Source organism: Micromonospora sp. NPDC053740 (genome assembly GCF_040677775.1).
Lineage (GTDB): Bacteria > Actinomycetota > Actinomycetes > Mycobacteriales > Micromonosporaceae > Micromonospora > Micromonospora alfalfae.
Window position 1 is genome coordinate 373070 of record NZ_JBFASO010000003.1, and the last position, 18389, is coordinate 391458.

Genomic DNA, 18389 nt, shown 5'->3' on the forward strand with positions numbered 1-18389 from the left:
CTGGTCATTCGTCGGGCCGACAGCAGCTCCGCCCAGCCCGGGCGGTAACGGACCGACACCGCCGAGTCGTTTTCGAGCGAGCCGGGGACCCAGGTCCCTCGGGGTGAATCCGCAGCCACTGCGGTAGGGCGCCGACTTCCCGCCCGAACCCGTCAGCTAACCCGGTAGGCGGTCAGGAAGAAGGAGTACGAGACCCCGGTGGCACTCCATGCCCCGCGGCCGTCGTCCGACCGGTCGGCATCAGCCGGCCCGGCGTCGATCGTGCCGCGCCCACGCTGGTCCCGCTTCACCACCGCTCTCGCCGCGCTGGCGGGCATCGCCGTCGTCCTGACCGGCAGTGCCACGGCGGCCCACGCCGACCCGTCCGTCGCCGAGATCGAGCGCCAGATCGACGCCGACTGGAACAAGCTCGAACCGATCATTGAACGGCACAACGCCACTCGCACCGACCTCGCCGCGAAGCGCAAGCAGGCAGACGCCCTGGCCGCCCGGATCACTCCGCTGGAGCGCCAGGTCGACGCCGCGATGGACAAGGTCAGCGCGCTGGCCGTACGCGCCTACAAGGGTGAGAACGTCTCGACCGTCAACGCGGTGCTGGGCAGCCGGTCGCCCAGCGAGGTGGTCGGCCAGCTCGAAATGCTCGACCGCTTCGCGCACAACCAGCAGAAGGACGTACGCCAGGTGGCCGACCTGCGCGACCAGTTGGCCGCGCAGAAGGCGCCGCTGGACGAGATGGTGGCCCAGCTGACCCGCACCGAGGCTCAGCTGGCGGCGAAGAAGAAGCAGATCAACGAAGAGATCGACCGCCTGCAGAAGCTTCGCCTCAAGGTGTACGGCAACGGCGGCGGCGGTCCGCTGCGCCCGGCGCCCTGCCCGGGTAGCTATCCCGGCGGCGCCGCGGGCACCGCTGTCAAGTTCGCCTGCGCGCAGATTGGCAAGCCCTACGTCTGGGGTGCCGAGGGCCCGAACTCGTACGACTGCTCCGGGCTGATGCTGGCCGCCTGGGCGAAGGCCGGCGTGTCGCTGCCGCACAACGCCGCCGCCCAGAGCCGGGTCACCAAGAACGTCAGCAAGGGCGACCTGCGCCCCGGCGATTTGGTCTTCTACTACAGCGACATCCACCACGTCGGCATGTACGTCGGCGGCGGCTGGGTGGTGCACGCCTCGCAGGCCGGTCAACCGGTCAAGATGAAGAAGGTCGACGACGGGCCGATCCACAGCTACGGCCGTCCCGGCTGACCCCGGACGACCGAAGGGCCCGTCGCGATCTGTCGCGGCGGGCCCTCGTCGTCGTGGTTCTAGCGGGTGGGCCAGGTGCGCCAGTGCTGCCAGGCGCGGCTGGGTGTCGGCCCCCGCTGGCCCTGGTAGCGCGAGCCGTAGACCACCGAGCCGTACGGGTGCTCGGCCGGCGAGGAGAGTCGGAAGATGCAGAGCTGCCCGATCTTCATGCCCGGCCAGAGGGTGATCGGCAGGTTCGCCACGTTGGAGAGTTCCAGCGTCACGTGACCGGAGAAGCCCGGGTCGATGAAGCCGGCTGTGGAGTGCGTGAGCAGCCCGAGCCGGCCCAGGGAGCTCTTGCCTTCCAGTCGGCCGGCGAGTTGGTCACCCAGCGAGATGACCTCCAGCGTCGAGGCGAGTACGAACTCCCCCGGGTGCAGCACGAACGGCTCACCGTCGGGGACCTCGACCGCCGAGGTCAGGTCGTCCTGCTGCATTGCCGGATCGATGTGGGTGTAGAGGTGGTTGTTGAAGACCCGGAACAGCCGGTCGAGTCGGACGTCGATGCTGGAGGGTTGGACCAGGGTGGGCTCGAACGGCTCCAAGCCCAGCGTGCCGGCCTTGATCTCGGAGACCAGGTCGCGGTCGGAGAGCAGCATCGGACCACCATAGCCGCGTTGCCAAAGGTGGCCGGATTCGGTGGCGGTGACCAGCGCGTCGAGGTCGCTGCTCGTACATTTGTTCGATAGAATGCCCACATGGCTTCCTGGTCCGAATTCGCCGCCGACGAGCCCCGACTCGCCGACGGGATCCGCGTTCTCCTCCAGCAATACGGGCCGGGCTTCGGCTATCTGGCCACGGTCCGTGCCGACGGCGGGCCCCGCGTCCATCCGGTCTCCCCGGTCATCAGCGCCGAGGGGCTGTTCTGCTTCATCATCGACTCGCCCAAGCGCCGCGACCTCGAACGTGACGGCCGTTACGCGTTGCACTCGTTCCCTGCGGAGGAGAGCGACGACGAGGCGTACGTGGCGGGGAGCGCCCGTCCGGTGACCGATCCGGTCCGGGTGGCGCAGCTGGCGCAGACCGCCCGGGCCGAGCCGCAGGTCGACTGGCGGCTCTTCGAGTTCACGGTCGACGTGGCCATGCTCACCCGCCGCGAGCAGCACATCGCGGGCATCCCGGGCCTCGCGCCGGGTCGGCCGGCCGTTCGGGTCTGGCTCGACCCAAACGCCCCGTCGGCGGTGGCGGCGCCCGTCGCCGTCCCGCAGGCGCGTCCGACCCGCCTCAGCCGTGACGTCCAGTGCACTGCCGCCTGACCACGGCCGGAAGATCATCGGTGCCGGCTCCGTCGTAACGGAGCCGGCACCGGTCGTACGCACCAACCCGGCCGCCCGCGGTGATCAACTCGACTTCATGGAAATCGCGCTGTCCCAGCGCCCCGGATGCCCCGACTTCCAGAAAGCCGAGTGGATCAACCCGGACGAGGGGTACGCGGACAGCCGCGACCGGCGGGGGTGCCTGGGTGCAGAGGCTCGACGACTCGGGTACAGTGGTGCCGCTTGCGGGTGTAGTTCAATGGCAGAACATCAGCTTCCCAAGCTGACAGTGCGGGTTCGATTCCCGTCACCCGCTCCACTGCGAAGGCCCTGGTCAGGACATGAGTCCCGGTCAGGGCCTTCGACGTTCCTGGGCACGAGGACCCGGCGGCTCAGCCACGGGAGCAGGGGCCGCGCCTCAGCTTCACGCTGTGGCCGCTGCGAGTCCCGTACCAGCCGACCCAGGCTGTGTGCTGCCCAGTGGAAACTCGCAGACGGTGCGCCAAGGACTGATGTCCGGTGTTCCGGCGATGAGCCGGACCCTGTCGATGGTTGCGTTGATCGGCAGGTGCGCGGCGATGGTTTCCGCGGCGTGGCTCAGCGTGGGCTTGGCGGCGTCGTGACCGATGGTCAGGTGCGGCACCACGTCGCTGTGCGCTCCGGCATACGGGGGCGCCTCGGGAAACTGCTGCCACACCGCCGTCGTGAGCTCCCGGAACGGACGATCTGGCTGCGGAGCGAGCCAGACGACCGTGTCTCCAAACCAGCCGACGTTCGTCAGTGCGACGTCGAACCGCGGTATCCCGACAATGGTCTCGCGCAGCACCGCCATGACCTGCTCATCGATCTGCTGCGGGGGCAGGAACGGGTAGAGGACTGTCACGTGCGCCGGCACGCCCCACCCGGCGGCCCGGTCGAGCGATGCCCGGAACCGGCCCACCGCCTCCTCGGCCTCGGGTATCGGCACGATGAGGGCCGTTTGTGTCGGCTCCATAACCTGCGGCTTCCTATCGGTAGTCGGCGAAGATTCGACGTTGCACACCATCGACGGTGATCGGGCCGCCGTGGGGAATGATCCACTGTGGTTTGGTGTGGCCGAACGGGACGCCGACGCAGACGACCGCCTCCGGGTTGTAGCGGGTCACCACGTCGACGACAGTGTCGCGCTGCTGCTCGCGAAGGAGCGCCCGTTCCGCCGCGGGGGGTCGACGGGTGTGGTCGGAGACGGGCGGACGGGCGACCAGGACCGCGTCGACGGCGCTGAGGAGACCGCGTTCACCAAGTGAGCGGACGATCCAGCCAACCTCGCGGGCGCGGAGGAGTTCCTCCGACGTCTCGATGATCAGCACCCCGCCGTGCAGGACCTCCGGGGGAAACGGGAAGCGTCCCGCCGTCAGGATCCACTGGATGACTTCCAGGCAGCCACCCCAGGTGGGGCCGGTGACTGCGCGGGACGGCCCGTACCAGCTCCACGGCTCCGTCGGTTCGCGCTCTCCGTGCGACTTCAACGCCTGCGGGTCTGCCCAGTCGATGCCGATGTCCTCGGACTCACCCGGGTCGGTGATTTCCAGCCGTTCCCCGGTGAGCAACGCCGCTCGCAGCGAGCGCACGTGGATGTCGTCGACGGCAGGCCCGGGGCCGAGGTGAACCTGGGAGGACCCGCCGTAGAAGCTGGCGATGCCGAGGCCCCAGAGCCAGTGGTGCAGGTTGGTGTTGTCGCTGGTGCCGAGGAACGGTTTCGGGTCGGCTCGGGCCAGGTCGCCGTCCAGGTGGGGGATGACGGTGATCTGGTCCTCGCCGCCGACGACGGCGAGAATGCCGCGTACCTGGGGATCTGCGAAGGCGGCGTTGATGTCCGCCGCCCGTGCCGCCGCGCTCGCGCCCACCTGGCGGGTGGTGGGATATTCGACCGGAACGAGGCCGGTCAGGTCAGCAAGCCGTCGCATGGCCTGCTCGTGGATTCCGGGATAGGCACCGGCCGCAGCGAAGGACGGTGAGAGGACCGCGAGGTGGTCCCCCGGGCGTGCCTTCCGGGGACGAACAAGCTCATGCTTCATGTCGAGATCCAACAGCTGCGTGAGCCCGTTCGCATCTCATTTTGGGGCGGCTGTGAACGCGCACGCCTGTGGCGTTTCAGCACCTGCGTACTGATGGCTGGATCGTTCTCTCGGCGGCGAAGTAGGGCTCGGCCGCCTCCAGTCGGGGCACCTCCACGCCCAGCCTGCGCGCCTCCGCCAGGGTGTCGCGGCAGACCGCGCGCAGCTCCTCGGGGTTGGCGTGGGCCTCCATGACCAGGCGCATCGGCGGGAAGTGCCTGAACAGCCAGGCCATCGCCGGTGCTGCCAGCCAGACGGGCGCAGTGAAAGGAAGCAGCTCGCTGCGGTGCCGCCGCAGATCAACGCCGCGAGCCTCGACGAGCCGCAGGAGTTCGCGGGTGGCAAGGATCGCTTCGCGTACGTTGCCGGACGTCAGCTTGGACAACGAGCCCGACTTCAGGCTCTGCGTGTGCAGGCCCGCGTTCTGAACGAAGTGGATCGACAGCCAGCCACGGAAGTCGTCGTTCTCCTGGAGCCTGAACCCCGCCTCACGAAACACCTGGCGCACGGCCCGCTCGCGCTCGGTCGGCGGCCGATCGAGAGTGCCGAAGAAGACCACGGGCAGCAGAGCCCCACGCAGCACACCGTCGTCGCCGAAACCACCGCCGGCTCCGGGAAAGCCCCAGGCCACCTGGTCGGCGGGGAGGTGTTCGGTCGCGGTCAGCGGCTCGACCCAGAGGTTGTTGAAGACGAGCACGGTGGCTCTGCCCGCGCGCGATCCCAGGAAGGCGGTGGCCTCCGCGAAGCTGTAGTGCTGCACGCTCAGCACGATCAGATCGAAGTCGTGGTCCGGCTCCAGCGACTCGCGATAGCGCACCGGCCACCTCTCGGCGACCCGCTTCCCCCACGGTCGCCGTCGGGTGTCGAGCAGGTCAAGGTCAATCGCATTGCCGTACGCAGCGGCCCGCCCCGGCCGGACGTAGAACTCGACGTGGTGTCCGGCCCGTTCCAGGGCCCATCCGTACATCGCGCCGATGACGCCCCGGCCGAACATCAAGATCTTCACGCGGCACCTCGTACCCTATAATTGGAGATTGTCTCCGATTCTAAAATATGGAGATAGTCTCCACTTGTCAATGGAGCCCCACGTGACCGATGCCAAGCCACTGCGCGCCGACGCCCGCCGCAACCGCGACGCCCTGATCGCCAAGGCCCGCGAGCTCTTCGCCGACGGCCGCTTCGACCTGCGCTTCGACGACTTCGCCAAACTCGCCGGCGTGGGCACCGGCACGCTCTACCGCCACTTCCCCACCCGGGAGGCCCTGGCCGAGGCGGTCTACCGCGAAGAACTCACAGCGATGTGCGACAGGGCCCGCGAGCTGCACGCCACCCTCCCCGCCGACGAGGCGCTGGAGTCCTTCCTGCGTGGCTTCGTGGACCACCTGCACGGCCACGAGGGCCTCGCCCGCACACTCGCCACGCTCATGGCCACCCAGTCGGGCGCACTGGCGGAGGGTGCCCAGGCCCTGGGCCAGGTCATCGACGACCTCCTGGCCGCCGCCGTCAACGCCGGAGCCATCCGCGACGACGTGGGCGCCGGCGCCGTCATGATGGCCCTCCACGGCATCTGCGCGGCCTACGACCACCCGACCTACCGAACGGACGCGGACGGCGTCATCACCCTCGTCCTCGCCGGCCTCCGCCGCGGCGTACCTGCTCGGTGATTGATCCTGATCCAGGTCTTGGGCCTGCGGCCGTGGTGGCCCCGTTCGATCTGGATCAGGTCGGCCTCCTCCAGCACGGCGAGGTGTGGTGGTTCCTGCCGGGCCTCGCCAGCGGCTAGGGTCCGGCTTGGAGGTGGTCCGTGTTCACCGAAGCCTTTCCGATCGTGACGACACCTGACCTGCCACGACTGATCGCGTTCTACCGGGACGTGGTCGGCTTCGAGCTGACCTACCGGTTCCCGGACGAGGGTGCCCCGGAGTTCGTCGCGCTGCGGCTGGGCAGCAGCGAGCTCGGCCTGGCCGCCAACCCGGAGGCTGGCGGGCCGGCCGACTCGCACCGCTGGGAGTTGTGCGTCTACGCCGACGACTGCGACGCAGCCGTGGGCGCGCTGTGTACCGGTGGAGCGACAGTCACCGAGGAGCCGGTCGACCAGCCCTGGGGTGAACGGTCCGCGCGGGTCACCGACCCCGACGGCAACCGGTTGCTGGTGCTGGCCCGGCTCTAGACGAACGGGCTGCCGCCAGGGCTGTCATCGCCTCCAGAACAGCAGATGGGTGACTCCGCTGGGGCTGGGCACCGATTCGAGGTGGAAGCGGTCGAGCAGTTCGTCGGGGCTGTCCCACAACCGCTCTCCCCGGTGGAGGTCGACGGGCGCCACTGCGATGTGCATCGTGTCGACCAGATCGGCCTCGATGAACTCGCGGATGGTGGCGACCCCACCACCGAGGCGTACGTCCCGACCGTCGGCAGCCTGTTTCGCCTCGGCCAGTGCCTCGGCCGGGCTGACATCGCGGAAGTGGAATGTGGTGTCGGACAGGCTGAACGACGGGCGCACGTGGTGGGTGAGCACGAAGACCGGCGTGTGGAACGGTGGGTTGTCCCCCCACCAGCCCTGCCAGTCATGGTTCTCCCAGGGGCCACGCTGGGGGCCGAACTTGTTGCGGCCCATGATCTCCGCGCCGATGTTGCTCTCGGCGTCACGGGTCAGGTAGTCGTCCAGGCCACGGGTGCCCCCCGGCTCGGTGCGATACACGAAGCTGGCGGTGGCGGCACGCCAGGAGAACAGCGGTGTGGGGTCCGCGTGACCGAAGGGCCGTTCCAGGCTCTGCCCCTCCCCGGTGCCGAACCCGTCGCGCGAAACGTTGAAGCACTGCACCCGCAACAGTTGCGCCATGGTGTCTCCCTCTTCCTTCGATGGGCAGTGATTCAGTTCGCGGTCACCGTCGGGCCGCCTCCCCTGCCCCTGTCGTCGAGCACGAGCGGGGCGCGACCGCGCACCGCGTACCGGATGTGGGTCACCTGTGGGGTGGCGAGGACGCGGGTCGGCGTCAGCTCGACTCCCTCCCGATCGCCCAGGTCGAGGTCCGCGTCGAAGAGCCGCAGGCCGGTGCCGAGCACGACCGGTACGACGTGCAGTTCCAACTCGTCGAGCAGGCCGGCCTTGAGCACCTGCCGGACCAGGCTGCCGCCCCCGGCCACCGCGACATCCTTGCCACCGGCCGCGGCGCGCGCCTGCTCCACGGCGCTGGCCACGCCGTCGGTGACGTAGGTGAAGCTGGTGCCCCCTCCCCGCTGCAGCCGCTGGCGGGGACGGTGGGTGACGACGAAGACCGGCGCGCGAAACGGCGGCTCCTCACCCCAGGGGATCTCACCCCCGTCGGCCATCCGGCGTCCCATCACGTACGCGCCGGCCGCGCCGAACGACTCGGCGATCACCTCGGAGTTGGTGTCCTGCTCGCCGCCGGCAAAACCCTGCCGTTCGCGCCAGGCCGCCGCTTCGGTCGCCCACCGGGTGACCCGGAAGAACTTCGCGCTCTCCGCCGAGTCCATCCAGTTGCCGTTCCCGTCGAACTGTGGGCCGGCGTAGAAGCCGTCCACCGACACCGACAGTTGTGCGGTCACCTTCGTCATCGCGCTCCGATCCTCTCCTCGGGCGACACCCCGCCTGGGTGCCGCTCCCCGAGGGGTCGGAGCCGAACGTGATGTCCCTACCGGGAAGAAGTGTGACGCGTGCCACTTGCGGGCTCGGTCAGGTACCACGTCCCGGCGTGTTCCGGGTCGCGTGACCAGCGCATCCGGGGCTTCTCCTCCGGGCGGGGGCTCCAGTCCCGGTAGGGCGAGAGGGCCACCCGCCAGGCGATCACCGCGAAGAAGTAGAGGCCGGGGCCGACCAGCCAGAGCAGGGCGTCGCGTCGCCGATAGGAGGCGTAGGGCGCGAGCCACGCGGTCGCCGCCATCGGCATCGCGACCGCACTGAGGTCGGCCACCGGCCCACGGCCGAATCGAGCCTCGATCAGCTCGCGGAGGATGAGGGACGGAACGACCACCCCGACCAGCAACGCCACCGTACGGATCATGCGGACCCGGCGGGCCCGGCGATCCGGAGATACGCGGGCAGCAACTGCTTCGGTGGGCATCCCCGGAGAGTACGGGCCGGCCGCATCTGTGGATCTAGGACTGCCGGTCGGGGATGGTCGCCTCGATCCGCAGACCGATACCGGTCAGACGCCGGCCCTGATCGATGAATCGCCTGGTCCACGAGGTGCCGGGGCGCGGGCGGCCGGCCCGGCTAGGGTGGTGATCATGCGGATTGGCATCGTGATTCTGCCGGACCAGCGGTGGGCGGAGTCGCAGCGTCGCTGGCGGCAGGTCGACGAGTGGGGCTTCGACCATGCCTGGACGTACGACCACCTGGGTTGGCGTGACCTGGTCGACGGCCCGTGGTTCGACTCGATGGCCACGCTGACCGCGGCCGCCACTGTGACCTCGCGGATTCGACTGGGCACTCTCGTGGCGTCGCCGAACTTCCGACACCCGGCCGCGTTCGCCAGGCAGATCACCACCCTGGACGACGTCTCCGCAGGCCGGCTGCTGCTCGGTCTGGGAGCGGGTGGCAGCGGCTTCGACTCGGCGGTGCTGGGTGGTGAGACGCTGCCACCGCGTCAGCGGGTCGACCGGTTCGCCGAGTTCACCGAGTTGTTGGACCTGATCCTGCGGGAGGACGGCGCCACCTGGCGGGGCGACTGGTTCGCCGCTGTGGATGCTCGCAACAACCCCGGCTGTGTGCAGCAGCCTCGGGTGCCGTTCGTGGTGGCCGCCAACGGGCCACGGTCGATGCGGTTGGTGGCCCGCTTCGGGCAGGGGTGGGTGACCACCGGCACCGGTGACGACAACGACCTGGCGGGTTGGTGGGCCAGTGTGTCGGCGCTGTCAGCGCGGATGGACCGGACCCTGGACGAGGCCGGCCGCGACCCGGCCAGCCTGGACCGCTACCTCTCGCTGGACGCTGGGCCGGTCTTCTCGCTCAGCAGCGCACAGTTCTTCGCCGATCAGGTCGGCCGGGCCGCCGAGTTGGGCTTCACCGACGTGGTGACGCACTGGCCGCGCGCCAGCAGTTGGTACGCCGGTGACGAGGCCATCCTGGTGGACGTGGCGACGCGGTTGCTGCCACAACTACGCGGCTGAGACCGCCACCGAACCGGCTGGGGCGGCCGGTCAGGTGCCGAGGTCGCCGCTGGCCACACCGCCCTCGCCGCCGGAAACCAGGCGGAAGCGCAGGCAGACGATGGGGGTGTCGCCGTCGACAGGGGTGCCGAGCCGCGCCCAGTAGGTCGAGTGCCCGGCCCGCCACTCCTCGATCGAGCGGTCGCCCTCGCCCTCGGCGTGGGCGAAGTCCCAGGGCACGTCGGCGAAGCGGACCACCTCGACTCCGGTGATCTCCACGACGCCGGCCAGTGCGTTGTCGTCGTCGACAAGCGCCAGGCGTTCGCCGACGTGCTCCAACTCCTCGCCTTCTTCCGCGTACTCGGCGAGCCGGCCGGCCGTCGCTGTCTTCACACCGGCCAGCACCAGGGTGTTGAGGGTTGCCCGCAACTCACCGGGGGTGCCGAGGGCGAGGGCGCGCAGTTCACCGATCCGAGGCCACATCCTGCCGAGGCTAGGCCAGGGCGGCCCGGCCCGCCGCCGCAATACCCGTCGCCCCGCTCAGATCAGTTGGCCGGCGTAGCCGGGTGCGGTGAGGAGCCGTTCGTCAGCACTGGTCGCGTACGCGTCGAGGATCGCGTCGGCGAGCTTGACCACGTGCTCGTCGCCGTGGCGGGCCGCGCGGGCGAAGACCTCCGCCGGTGTTGCGGGGGTCACTGTCGGTGGCGCGATGCCGTGGGCTGGGGCGTACACGGAGGTCATGGCCGCCGTCGCGGCCCAGGCCGCGGTGAGGCTCGGCGCCCACAGGCCACGGTCCAGTGCCGGCAGGGTACGCAGCACGGCGGTCGGGGCGGTGACCGCGTGCACCAGCATGACCGGCGCGGTGTGCCCGAAGCGCAGGTAGTTCAGGCCGGCCCGGTGCACCAGCGTGGTGAGCCCGCGCTCCGCCTCGGCCGGGCTACGCGCGGGGCGCAGCGTCGCGAGTGCCGGCTCCCATCGGGGTACGCCCGGCAGTTGGTCCAGCCGATCCCGGACGCCGCCGGTCTGGTCGTCGATCCGGGGCAGCCCGGCCAGCGCGGCTGCCACGTCGATGTCGTCGGTGTCGGGCTGGTCCGGATCGCCGCTGAGCAGCCGGTCGGTGCCGGGGATCGGCTGCCAGCGGGCCGCCCAGTAGCCGAGGGCCTGGCCCAGCTCGGTGAGCCGCTGTGGGTTCTCGTCGTCCGGGTCGAGCGCGCGTACGGCGTGCCCGACCCGGATCACACCGTGCGTGGCACCGGCGGCGATGCCCGGCAGCAGCCGGGGCCACCAGGTGCCGAGCACCGCACGCCACTGGTGTTCGCGCAGTTGCCGGTCGAAGTAGGCCAGCCAGTCGCCGGCGCGCTTCGGATCGCCCAGCGCCGACCGCCAGTCGTCGATCGGGTGCAGCCCTCGGGGCAGTTCGTCGAGGCGGCCGAGGTAGTCGTCGAGCCACCGGTGCACCCGGTGTGGGTGCCCGTGTCGGACCAACGCCTCGACGGCCATCGGCCCGTGGTTGGAGAGCCAGCCCTGATATTCGGGGCCGGTGCGGTGCAGTCGCTCGTACGCCTCGTCGAGAACTCCGTCACTCATCAGCCGATCGTCGGTGCTGAACCTCGCTTCAGGTCAAGCGGGCAGATCCGCGGCGTCGATCAGGCCGGTGATCCGTAGGTCGGCAGCGACCTCGGGCGGGCAGTCCACTGCCACCACTGCGGTGCCCAGCACCTCGGCGCCCCGCGCGGCGCAGATGTCGTAGAGGGCGCGTAGCTGCGCGCCGGTACGCACCCAGTCGTCCACCACCAGCACCCGGTCGCCGGGGCCGAGGTGTCGGTCCCGCACGGCGAGGTCCACCCGTCGACCCCGGTAGTCCGGTGGGCTCTGCGCCCAGGTGAGCGGCCCGGCCGGCAGTCGTCCGTCACCGGCCTTGTGGGCGGCCACGAAGCCGACGCCGAGGGCGGTGGCGGCCAACGGCCCGAGGAGCAGCCCGGTGACGGCCGGCGCGAGCACCACGGTGGGCCGGGCGGCCCGGTACGGGGCCACCAGGGCCGGCCCCAGCTCGGCCAGCACCGCCGCGTCCCGCCACCAACCGGAGATGTCGCTGACCAGGTGACTGGTGTCCGGGCCGGGGTCGATCCACTGGAACAGGGCGGCCAGGCGTTCGGTCAGATCGGCGGGCATCCGCTCATCCTGCGGCACGGGCGGCGGGCGCGGTGGCACCCGGGCCACCCGGCCCACCCGGGGTCGGATGATCGGCTACACGTACCTGTGCAAATACGGGCATACCACCATGATCACGTTGACGTCGGAAGTACTTCTCTCGTTACGGTCCGACCCGGTTTGTTCAGACGACGAAAGGACCGGGCCGGTGGTAGGCAAGCACTCTCGTACCCGCATCTTCTCCTCCCCGGCGGGCATCGTGGCCACCGCGGCGGTCGGCGTCGCCCTCGCCGTCGGAGGCACCGTAGGTGCCGTGCAGTTGGTTTCCGGCTCCGACCAGTCGGGGCAGGTTGCTCTCGACCTCACCCCGACCACCGCCGCGAGCAGCCTCACCCCCAGCTCCCCGGCCGTCACCCCGAGCGCCAGCGCCTCGCCCAGCGTCACCGCCAGCCCGTCGGCGACCCGGTCGCAGCAGGCCGCCTCCCGGGGCAGGGAGCGCACCTCGTCGCCGAAGCCGAAGCCGAAGCCGACAGTCAAGAAGACCACCGCCGCGGCGAAGGTCCTGGACAGCGGTTCGTGCGGCGCCTCGTTCTACTCCGACGGGCAGCTCACCGCCAACGGCGAGTCGTTCAACCCGAACGCGCTGACCGCCGCGCACAAGACGCTGCCGTTCAACACCAAGGTCCGGGTGACCAACCCGGCCAACGGCAAGTCGGTGACGGTACGGATCAACGACCGCGGCCCGTTCATCGACGGCCGCTGCCTGGACCTCTCCCGGGCCGCCTTCGCCAGCATCGCCTCGGTCGACGTGGGTGCGCTCACCGTCCGCTACGAGGTCCTCGGCTGAGCGGGACCGGCGACGCCGATTCGGCCGGCCGACTGGGCCGGCCGGACAGAACCTCCTCGGACGACGGGTCAGGTTCATTCACCGGTTCACGTGGATCAGGCAAACTGTCAGTCGTATCCACGCGACTCCTCCAGTCGGGCCGTCGCCCGCTGAGCCCCGGATCCCGCGCCGGCCTCGGCGCGGCCCTCGCTCTGCTCGCGATCGTGTCGGCGGTGGAGGCGGCGGACGGCCGCAAGGTGCACTACGTCGCGCTCCTGGCGGCCGCGCCGGTTCTCGCCGCCGCCCTGGCGTCCTGGCTGGTGGTTCTGGGGGTGGGCGTCGCGGCGACGGTGATCGGCGCCGGCTTCGCGCTGGTCGCGCCGAAGGTCTCGTTGGTCACCTCGGTCAACGTTGTCGCGGTCGCGCTCGCCACCGGCATGGCAGTGGCGGTGGCGTGGGTTCGCCAGCGGCAGGCTGAGCGGATCGTCGAGCTGACCAAGCTCGCCGCAGTGGCCCAGCAGGCGGTGTTGCGCCCGCTCGGGCCGCAGGTCGGCACGCTCTCGGTAGCGGGACGCTACATCTCCTCCACAGCGACGGCGGAGATCGGCGGCGACCTGTACGAGGCGATCGACACGCCCTACGGCGTCCGCATGATCATCGGTGACGTGCGGGGCAAGGGTCTGGACGCGGTCCGGCTGGCCAGCATCGTCCTCGGTTCCTACCGGCACGTGGCGTACGAGCGGGCCGACCTGCGGGCCGTCGTCGCCGACCTGGACCGCGCTGTGGCCCGCAACGTCGGCGACGAGGACTTCGTCACGGCGGCACTGGTCGAGGAGCGTGGTGGCACCCTCACGATCGTGAACTGCGGGCACCCGCCACCGCTGCTGCTGCGCCGGGGTGCGGTGATCCCGCTGGAACCGCCGGCCCCGGCGCCTCCGCTCGGGTTCATGCCGGTGGTCCGCCCCCGGGTCGAACGCCTGGAGCCCGGGGACCGGCTGCTGCTGTTCACCGATGGCCTCGGCGAGGCGCGGCGCGACGGCGAGTTCTTCCCGACCGCCGACCGGGCCTGGCGACTGCTGGGCCATGGCACTGTCGCCGACGGGCTGGCATCGCTGGAGACCGCCCTGGTCGAGTGGGTGCACGGTCGACTCGACGACGACATCGCGCTGGTCCTGATGGAGTATGTGGGTGCCCGTACCGGCGCTGCCGTCGCCGTCCCGAGCTGGGAGGTCGGCGCCGCCGAGAGCTGAGCGGCCGACCTCGCCCGCGGGTGTGTAATCGCCGTCACTTGGGTGATCCGCTTGTCGCTGCCTACCCGCGAGTAATACAGTCGGGGTTACTGATCGGTAACACCTGTCCGGAAGCGGGGCCAGCGAGCATGACCCACTACAAGAGCAACCTCCGGGATCTCGAGTTCAACCTGTTCGAGGTCTTCGGGGCGGACCAGGCGTTCGGCCAGGAACCGTACTCCGAACTCGACGCCGACACCGCCCGCAGTTTCCTCTCCGAGCTTGATCGCCTCGCTCGCGAGGACCTGGCCGCCAGCTACACGGACAGCGACCGCAACCCGCCGGTCTTCGACCCGGCCACGCACACCGCGCCGCTGCCGGAGTCGTTCAAGAAGTCCTACCAGGCGTTCATGGACTCCGAGTTCTGGCGCCTGGACCTGCCGCCGGCGCTGGGCGGCACCAACGCCCCCCGCGTCCTCTGGTGGGCCCTCGCCGAGCTGGTGCTCGGCTCGAACGCCCCCATCTGGATGTACGCCTCTGGCCCGTCCTTCGCGCACGTGCTGCACGTCGAGGGCACCGAGCGGCAGAAGGCGTGGGCCAAGCTCTTCATCGACAAGCAGTGGGGCTCCACGATGGTGCTCACCGAGCCGGACGCCGGCTCGGACGTCGGCGCCGGCCGCGCCCGCGCCATCCAGCAGCCGGACGGCTCGTGGCACATCGAGGGCGTGAAGCGCTTCATCACCTCCGGTGAGCACGACCTCAGCGACAACATCGTGCACTACGTGCTGGCCCGCCCGGTGGGCGTGGAGGGCGTCGGTGGCCCCGGCACCAAGGGCCTGTCGCTCTTCGTGGTGCCGAAGTTCCACTTCGACGAGACCACCGGCGAGCTGGGTGAGCGCAACGGCGTCTACACCACCAACGTCGAGCACAAGATGGGCCTGAAGGTCTCCAATACCTGCGAGCTGACCTTCGGCGAGCACGGCGTACCGGCCAAGGGTTGGCTGCTGGGCGACAAGCACGACGGCATCCGGCAGATGTTCATGATCATTGAGTACGCCCGGATGCTGGTCGGCACCAAGGCCATCGCCACCCTCTCCACCGGCTACCTCAACGCCCTGGAGTACGCGAAGAACCGGGTGCAGGGCGCCGACCTGATCCAGCAGGCGGACAAGACCGCCCCCCGGGTCACCATCACCCACCACCCGGACGTACGCCGCTCGCTGCTGCTGCAGAAGTCGTACGCCGAGGGGCTTCGTGCCCTTGTTCTCTACACCGCCACCTGGCAGGACAAGGTCGCCATCGCCGAGGCGGCCGGCGACGAGAAGGCCACCAAGCTGGCCAAGCGGGTCAACGACCTGCTGCTGCCGCTGGTGAAGGGCGTCGGTTCGGAGCGGGCGTACGAGATGCTCGGGCACGAGGCCCTGCAGACCTTCGGCGGCTCCGGGTTCCTCCAGGACTACCCGCTGGAGCAGTACGTCCGCGACGCCAAGATCGACACCCTATACGAGGGCACCACCGCCATCCAGAGCCTCGACCTGATCTTCCGCAAGATCGTGCGGGACAACGGCAAGGCACTCATGGCGGTCGCCGGCGAGATCCAGGAGTTCATCTCCTCCGAGGCGGGCAACGGTCAGCTCAAGGAGGAGCGGCAGGCGCTCGGCAAGGCCCTCGGCGAGGTCCAGAACATCCTCGGTGTGATGACCGGCTGGCTGGGCGAGGCGCAGGGTGGCGACACCCGCGCCCTCTACAAGGTCGGGCTGAGCAGCCGGCGGTTCCTGCTGGCGATCGGCGACCTGGTGGTCGGCTGGCTGCTCCAGAAGCAGGCAGAGGTGGCGCTGAAGGCCCTGGCCGGCGAGGTGTCCGCCAGCGACAAGGCGTTCTACACCGGCAAGGTGGCCGCTGCCCGCTTCTTCGCCCGTGAGGTGCTGCCCCGCATCGGCGCCGACCGGCGGATCATCGAGGGCACCGACCTCGACATCATGGACCTCCCGGAGGAGGCCTTCTGAGCAGGCCACGGCACGTTTGACGGTTCCGGGTCGCACCACCCGGCACCGCGCGACGGCCGGTGGGGCTTCTGCCCCGCCGGCCGTCGCCGTCTCCGCCCGGCGGCGGCACGTATTGGCCGAGCCCGGTCGGGTATGCCGCTGGCGTGGCGGGTAACCGTCGCGTGACCTCGAAAGGGAACGCCCAGAGCCACCGCACGGGGGAGTGCAGCGCACATGGGTGTAGGAAGCGGTATTTTTCTCATCGCGATCGGCGCGATCCTGACCTTCGCGCTGAGAGCCAACGTCTGGTGGATCGACGTACGCGCTGTCGGCTGGGTGTTCATCCTGGCCGGGCTGGCCGTACTGCTGACCACTGTCTGGTTCTGGCAGGACCGGCGCAAGCGGGCTCGAACCCTCATCGTGGAGGAGAACCGGCTGTCTCATCCGACGGCGATGATGCCGCCACCGCCGGACCCGCCGCCACCAACAGCGCCGCCGTCCTGATCCCCGCGCAACGCGTACCCCTGAGCCACCCGTCGGATCGGCGGGTGGCTCAGTCGCGTGCGGTGTGTCGAGCCGCGAGCGGCGCTCCCGCCCTGCTCAACTCCACCCAGCCGGGTGGGCAGCGGTGCACCGCCAACTCGGCGGTGCGCAAACCCTCGTCGCCCACTCCCTCGGGATCGAGGAACGCGGAGAGCAGAGAGATGCCCGGATTGTGGGCAATGAGCAACGCCGTGCGGGCCGCCGGATCCACAGTGCGGACCAGCGACAACAACTCCTCGGGATGCGCGTCGTACGCACCCGGCTCATAACGGACGGTCGGGCGAGGACCGGTCGGGCCACCCTCCGGCGGTGAACCGGTCATCCCCATCGCCACCCCGTGCCAGGTCTGGCGGGTGCGTCGGGCCGTCGAGCAGATCACCACGTCGGGCAGCAGCCCCTGGTGCGCCAACCACGCCCCAGCCGCAGCCGCGTCGGCGTTCCCGCGTGCGCTCAGCGGCCGTTCCGCGTCGTCCGCCGCGTCGCTGCCCTGCTCGGCCTTCGCGTGCCGCAGCAACACCAGAGTCCGTGTGTCGGGGTCGGCGTCCGTCATGCCCCCAGCTTGCCCGATTGGCGATCTCCGTGCCTGGGTAAGTCGATGGATGCCGCACCCCTACCGACGGCCGCGGCGCGACGTACGCCAGGTTAGAGCCGAGGAGCGAGACATGGGCATTGGTGGCAGCATCTTCTTGATCGCGCTAGGCGCGATCTTCGCGTTCGCAGTGGAAGCCGACCTGGGCTGGCTGGACCTGTCAGTCGTCGGCTGGGTGCTGATGCTCGCCGGCGTCGCCGGCCTGCTCGCCACCCTCTACTTCTGGAGCAACCGCCGCCGCGCGGTGGTCGCCGCGCCGGTGCGCGAGGAGCGCGTGGTGGCCGACCGGGTCGTTCCGGTCCAGAACGACCAGGTCGTGCAGGAGTACCGCGAGGTGCGTCGGCCGGGCCGGCCGGTCTGATCCTCGCCCACACACTCCGGGGTCCCGCAGCGTCGCGGGGCCCCGGCTTGCGTCCGGGCCGGGCCTCGGTGCCCGCGCGCCCTCGCGGATCTTGAGGTGGGTGCCCGATCCCGATGATCGTGCTCGATCCAGGAAACAGGGCTCTCGGGGGCGAACGAGGCCACTACATCCTGGATCGAGCACGATCATGGAGCGTCGGCATGGACGGGTGTGGGCCGCGCCCGTTCGCCCCGGACTGCTGGGTCAGGCGAACAGCGCGAAGTAGATCGCGATGTGATGACAGAGCGCCGCCAGCAGCGTGCAGGCGTGGAAGAACTCGTGGTGGCCGAAGACGGTCGGCCACGGATTGGGGCGGCGCAACGCGTAGAAGACCGCGCCGACGCTGTAGATCGCGCCACCGACGATCAGCAGCACCAATGCGGCGACGCCGCCCCCGTGCAGGATCTCCGGCAGCATGGCCACCGCCACCCAGCCCAGCGCCAGGTAGAGCGGCGCGGACACCCAGCGCGGCGCGTGCGGCCAGACCACCTTGATCGCCACGCCGGCCAGCGCGCCGCCCCAGACCAGGGCCAGCATCACGGTGGCCGGCCGGGGCGCGAGCAGCATCGCGCAGAGCGGTGTGTACGTGCCGGCGATGAACACGAAGATCATGCAGTGGTCCATCCGGCGCATCACCTGGTAGCCGCGCTCTGACCACACACGACGGTGGTACAGCGCGCTCGTGCCGAAGAGCCCGCAGACCGTCAGGCTGTAGATGAGGCAGCTCACCAGCGGTGCCCACCCCGGCCGGGTCGCGGCGATCGAGCAGAGCACGATGCCGCAGACCACTGCGACGAAGAAGGCGTACGTGTGCAGCCAGCCGCGCATCCGGGGCTTACCGATGTCGACCGGCTTCAGGCGAAGCGGGGCGGAGGTGGTCACCCAGTCAGGTTACGGCACCGTAGGTTACTTGTAAGTAGTGGCGTT

22 protein-coding genes, 1 tRNA gene and 1 riboswitch are annotated in these 18389 nt (G+C 70.2%); of the genes, 11 read left to right on the forward strand and 12 right to left on the reverse strand.

All coding sequences use genetic code 11. The features are described 5' to 3' along the window. Positions 1-49 precede the first annotated feature (49 nt). Positions 50-185: riboswitch (cyclic di-AMP (ydaO/yuaA leader) on the forward strand. A 76-nt stretch (positions 186-261) separates the two neighbouring features. Further along, a complete protein-coding gene (locus tag AB0K35_RS10535; RefSeq protein WP_363884849.1) occupies positions 262-1239 on the forward strand; it encodes an NlpC/P60 family protein in 978 nt (325 codons plus the stop codon). 59 nt (positions 1240-1298) lie between these two features. Here AB0K35_RS10535 and dcd read toward each other — a convergent pair whose 3' ends face one another. Next, complete coding sequence (gene dcd, locus AB0K35_RS10540) at positions 1299-1877, reverse strand: dCTP deaminase (protein ID WP_030332009.1); 579 nt, start codon at positions 1875-1877, stop codon at positions 1299-1301. 99 nt (positions 1878-1976) lie between these two features. Here dcd and AB0K35_RS10545 point away from each other — a divergent pair, with 99 nt between their 5' ends. Both AB0K35_RS10545 and AB0K35_RS10550 read left to right on the forward strand, forming a co-directional pair. Further along, positions 1977-2534, forward strand: coding sequence for a pyridoxamine 5'-phosphate oxidase family protein (locus AB0K35_RS10545; RefSeq protein WP_363884851.1), 558 nt, complete (start codon positions 1977-1979; stop codon positions 2532-2534). A gap of 245 nt (positions 2535-2779) precedes the next feature. Beyond that, positions 2780-2853 (forward strand) — tRNA-Gly (locus AB0K35_RS10550). Between the two features lie 105 nt (positions 2854-2958). On the opposite strand, the gene AB0K35_RS10555 is transcribed toward AB0K35_RS10550, so the two are convergent. The 3 genes from AB0K35_RS10555 to AB0K35_RS10565 form a co-directional block, all read right to left on the reverse strand. Then, positions 2959-3579, reverse strand: a complete 621-nt coding sequence (locus AB0K35_RS10555; protein ID WP_238669720.1) for a 2'-5' RNA ligase family protein — start codon at positions 3577-3579, stop codon at positions 2959-2961. Then, on the reverse strand, positions 3542-4480 hold the full coding sequence (locus AB0K35_RS10560; protein ID WP_363884853.1) for an LD-carboxypeptidase: 939 nt from the start codon (positions 4478-4480) through the stop codon (positions 3542-3544). The genes AB0K35_RS10555 and AB0K35_RS10560 overlap by 38 nt, the downstream gene beginning before the upstream one ends. A gap of 187 nt (positions 4481-4667) precedes the next feature. After that, the gene (locus AB0K35_RS10565; RefSeq protein WP_363884855.1) at positions 4668-5636 is read right to left on the reverse strand and encodes a 2-dehydropantoate 2-reductase N-terminal domain-containing protein; all 969 of its coding nucleotides are present in this window, start codon (positions 5634-5636) and stop codon (positions 4668-4670) included. Between the two features lie 82 nt (positions 5637-5718). Here AB0K35_RS10565 and AB0K35_RS10570 point away from each other — a divergent pair, with 82 nt between their 5' ends. Then, entirely contained in the window at positions 5719-6294 is a 576-nt protein-coding gene (locus tag AB0K35_RS10570) for a TetR/AcrR family transcriptional regulator (RefSeq protein ID WP_238669723.1), read from the forward strand. A 164-nt stretch (positions 6295-6458) separates the two neighbouring features. Next, positions 6459-6800 carry a VOC family protein gene (locus AB0K35_RS10575; RefSeq protein ID WP_258400558.1) on the forward strand — a complete coding sequence of 114 codons (342 nt, stop codon included), beginning with the start codon at positions 6459-6461 and terminating at the stop codon, positions 6798-6800. A 24-nt stretch (positions 6801-6824) separates the two neighbouring features. On the opposite strand, the gene AB0K35_RS10580 is transcribed toward AB0K35_RS10575, so the two are convergent. The 3 genes from AB0K35_RS10580 to AB0K35_RS10590 all read right to left on the reverse strand — a co-directional run bounded on the left by AB0K35_RS10580 (position 6825) and on the right by AB0K35_RS10590 (position 8652). After that, entirely contained in the window at positions 6825-7469 is a 645-nt protein-coding gene (locus AB0K35_RS10580) for a dihydrofolate reductase family protein (RefSeq protein WP_238669725.1), read from the reverse strand. A 32-nt stretch (positions 7470-7501) separates the two neighbouring features. Beyond that, positions 7502-8206: a dihydrofolate reductase family protein gene (locus tag AB0K35_RS10585; RefSeq protein WP_363884858.1), complete on the reverse strand. Its 705-nt coding sequence runs from the start codon at positions 8204-8206 to the stop codon at positions 7502-7504. A gap of 77 nt (positions 8207-8283) precedes the next feature. Further along, positions 8284-8652, reverse strand: coding sequence for a hypothetical protein (locus tag AB0K35_RS10590; protein ID WP_363884860.1), 369 nt, complete (start codon positions 8650-8652; stop codon positions 8284-8286). A gap of 220 nt (positions 8653-8872) precedes the next feature. Here AB0K35_RS10590 and AB0K35_RS10595 point away from each other — a divergent pair, with 220 nt between their 5' ends. Continuing rightward, positions 8873-9760 (forward strand): LLM class flavin-dependent oxidoreductase, encoded by an 888-nt coding sequence (locus tag AB0K35_RS10595; RefSeq protein ID WP_238669728.1) that lies wholly within the window; start codon positions 8873-8875, stop codon positions 9758-9760. 30 nt (positions 9761-9790) lie between these two features. On the opposite strand, the gene AB0K35_RS10600 is transcribed toward AB0K35_RS10595, so the two are convergent. From AB0K35_RS10600 to AB0K35_RS10610, 3 genes are read right to left on the reverse strand one after another with little or no spacing between them, the layout of a single operon-like run. Further along, entirely contained in the window at positions 9791-10222 is a 432-nt protein-coding gene (locus AB0K35_RS10600) for an ASCH domain-containing protein (RefSeq protein WP_238669729.1), read from the reverse strand. A gap of 57 nt (positions 10223-10279) precedes the next feature. After that, the gene (locus AB0K35_RS10605; RefSeq protein ID WP_238669730.1) at positions 10280-11326 is read right to left on the reverse strand and encodes a questin oxidase family protein; all 1047 of its coding nucleotides are present in this window, start codon (positions 11324-11326) and stop codon (positions 10280-10282) included. Positions 11327-11359: 33 nt separating this feature from the next. Beyond that, positions 11360-11911: a phosphoribosyltransferase family protein gene (locus tag AB0K35_RS10610; RefSeq protein WP_363884862.1), complete on the reverse strand. Its 552-nt coding sequence runs from the start codon at positions 11909-11911 to the stop codon at positions 11360-11362. 187 nt (positions 11912-12098) lie between these two features. Between AB0K35_RS10610 and AB0K35_RS10615 the strand changes: the two genes are divergently transcribed. The 4 genes from AB0K35_RS10615 (at position 12099) to AB0K35_RS10630 (ending at position 16434) form a co-directional block, all read left to right on the forward strand. After that, a complete protein-coding gene (locus AB0K35_RS10615; protein WP_238669732.1) occupies positions 12099-12737 on the forward strand; it encodes a septal ring lytic transglycosylase RlpA family protein in 639 nt (212 codons plus the stop codon). Positions 12738-12841: 104 nt separating this feature from the next. Further along, positions 12842-13966, forward strand: coding sequence for a PP2C family protein-serine/threonine phosphatase (locus AB0K35_RS10620; RefSeq protein WP_238669762.1), 1125 nt, complete (start codon positions 12842-12844; stop codon positions 13964-13966). A gap of 128 nt (positions 13967-14094) precedes the next feature. Then, positions 14095-15951, forward strand: a complete 1857-nt coding sequence (locus AB0K35_RS10625) for an acyl-CoA dehydrogenase (RefSeq protein ID WP_363884865.1) — start codon at positions 14095-14097, stop codon at positions 15949-15951. Between the two features lie 213 nt (positions 15952-16164). Further along, positions 16165-16434, forward strand: a complete 270-nt coding sequence (locus AB0K35_RS10630) for a DUF6458 family protein (protein WP_030487564.1) — start codon at positions 16165-16167, stop codon at positions 16432-16434. A gap of 49 nt (positions 16435-16483) precedes the next feature. On the opposite strand, the gene AB0K35_RS10635 is transcribed toward AB0K35_RS10630, so the two are convergent. Next, on the reverse strand, positions 16484-17023 hold the full coding sequence (locus AB0K35_RS10635) for a histidine phosphatase family protein (protein ID WP_238669734.1): 540 nt from the start codon (positions 17021-17023) through the stop codon (positions 16484-16486). 112 nt (positions 17024-17135) lie between these two features. On the opposite strand from AB0K35_RS10635, the gene AB0K35_RS10640 reads away from it, so the two are divergent. After that, the gene (locus AB0K35_RS10640; protein ID WP_238669735.1) at positions 17136-17423 is read left to right on the forward strand and encodes a DUF6458 family protein; all 288 of its coding nucleotides are present in this window, start codon (positions 17136-17138) and stop codon (positions 17421-17423) included. Positions 17424-17666: 243 nt separating this feature from the next. Here AB0K35_RS10640 and AB0K35_RS10645 read toward each other — a convergent pair whose 3' ends face one another. Continuing rightward, entirely contained in the window at positions 17667-18344 is a 678-nt protein-coding gene (locus tag AB0K35_RS10645) for a hemolysin III family protein (RefSeq protein WP_238669736.1), read from the reverse strand. Positions 18345-18389 lie beyond the last annotated feature (45 nt).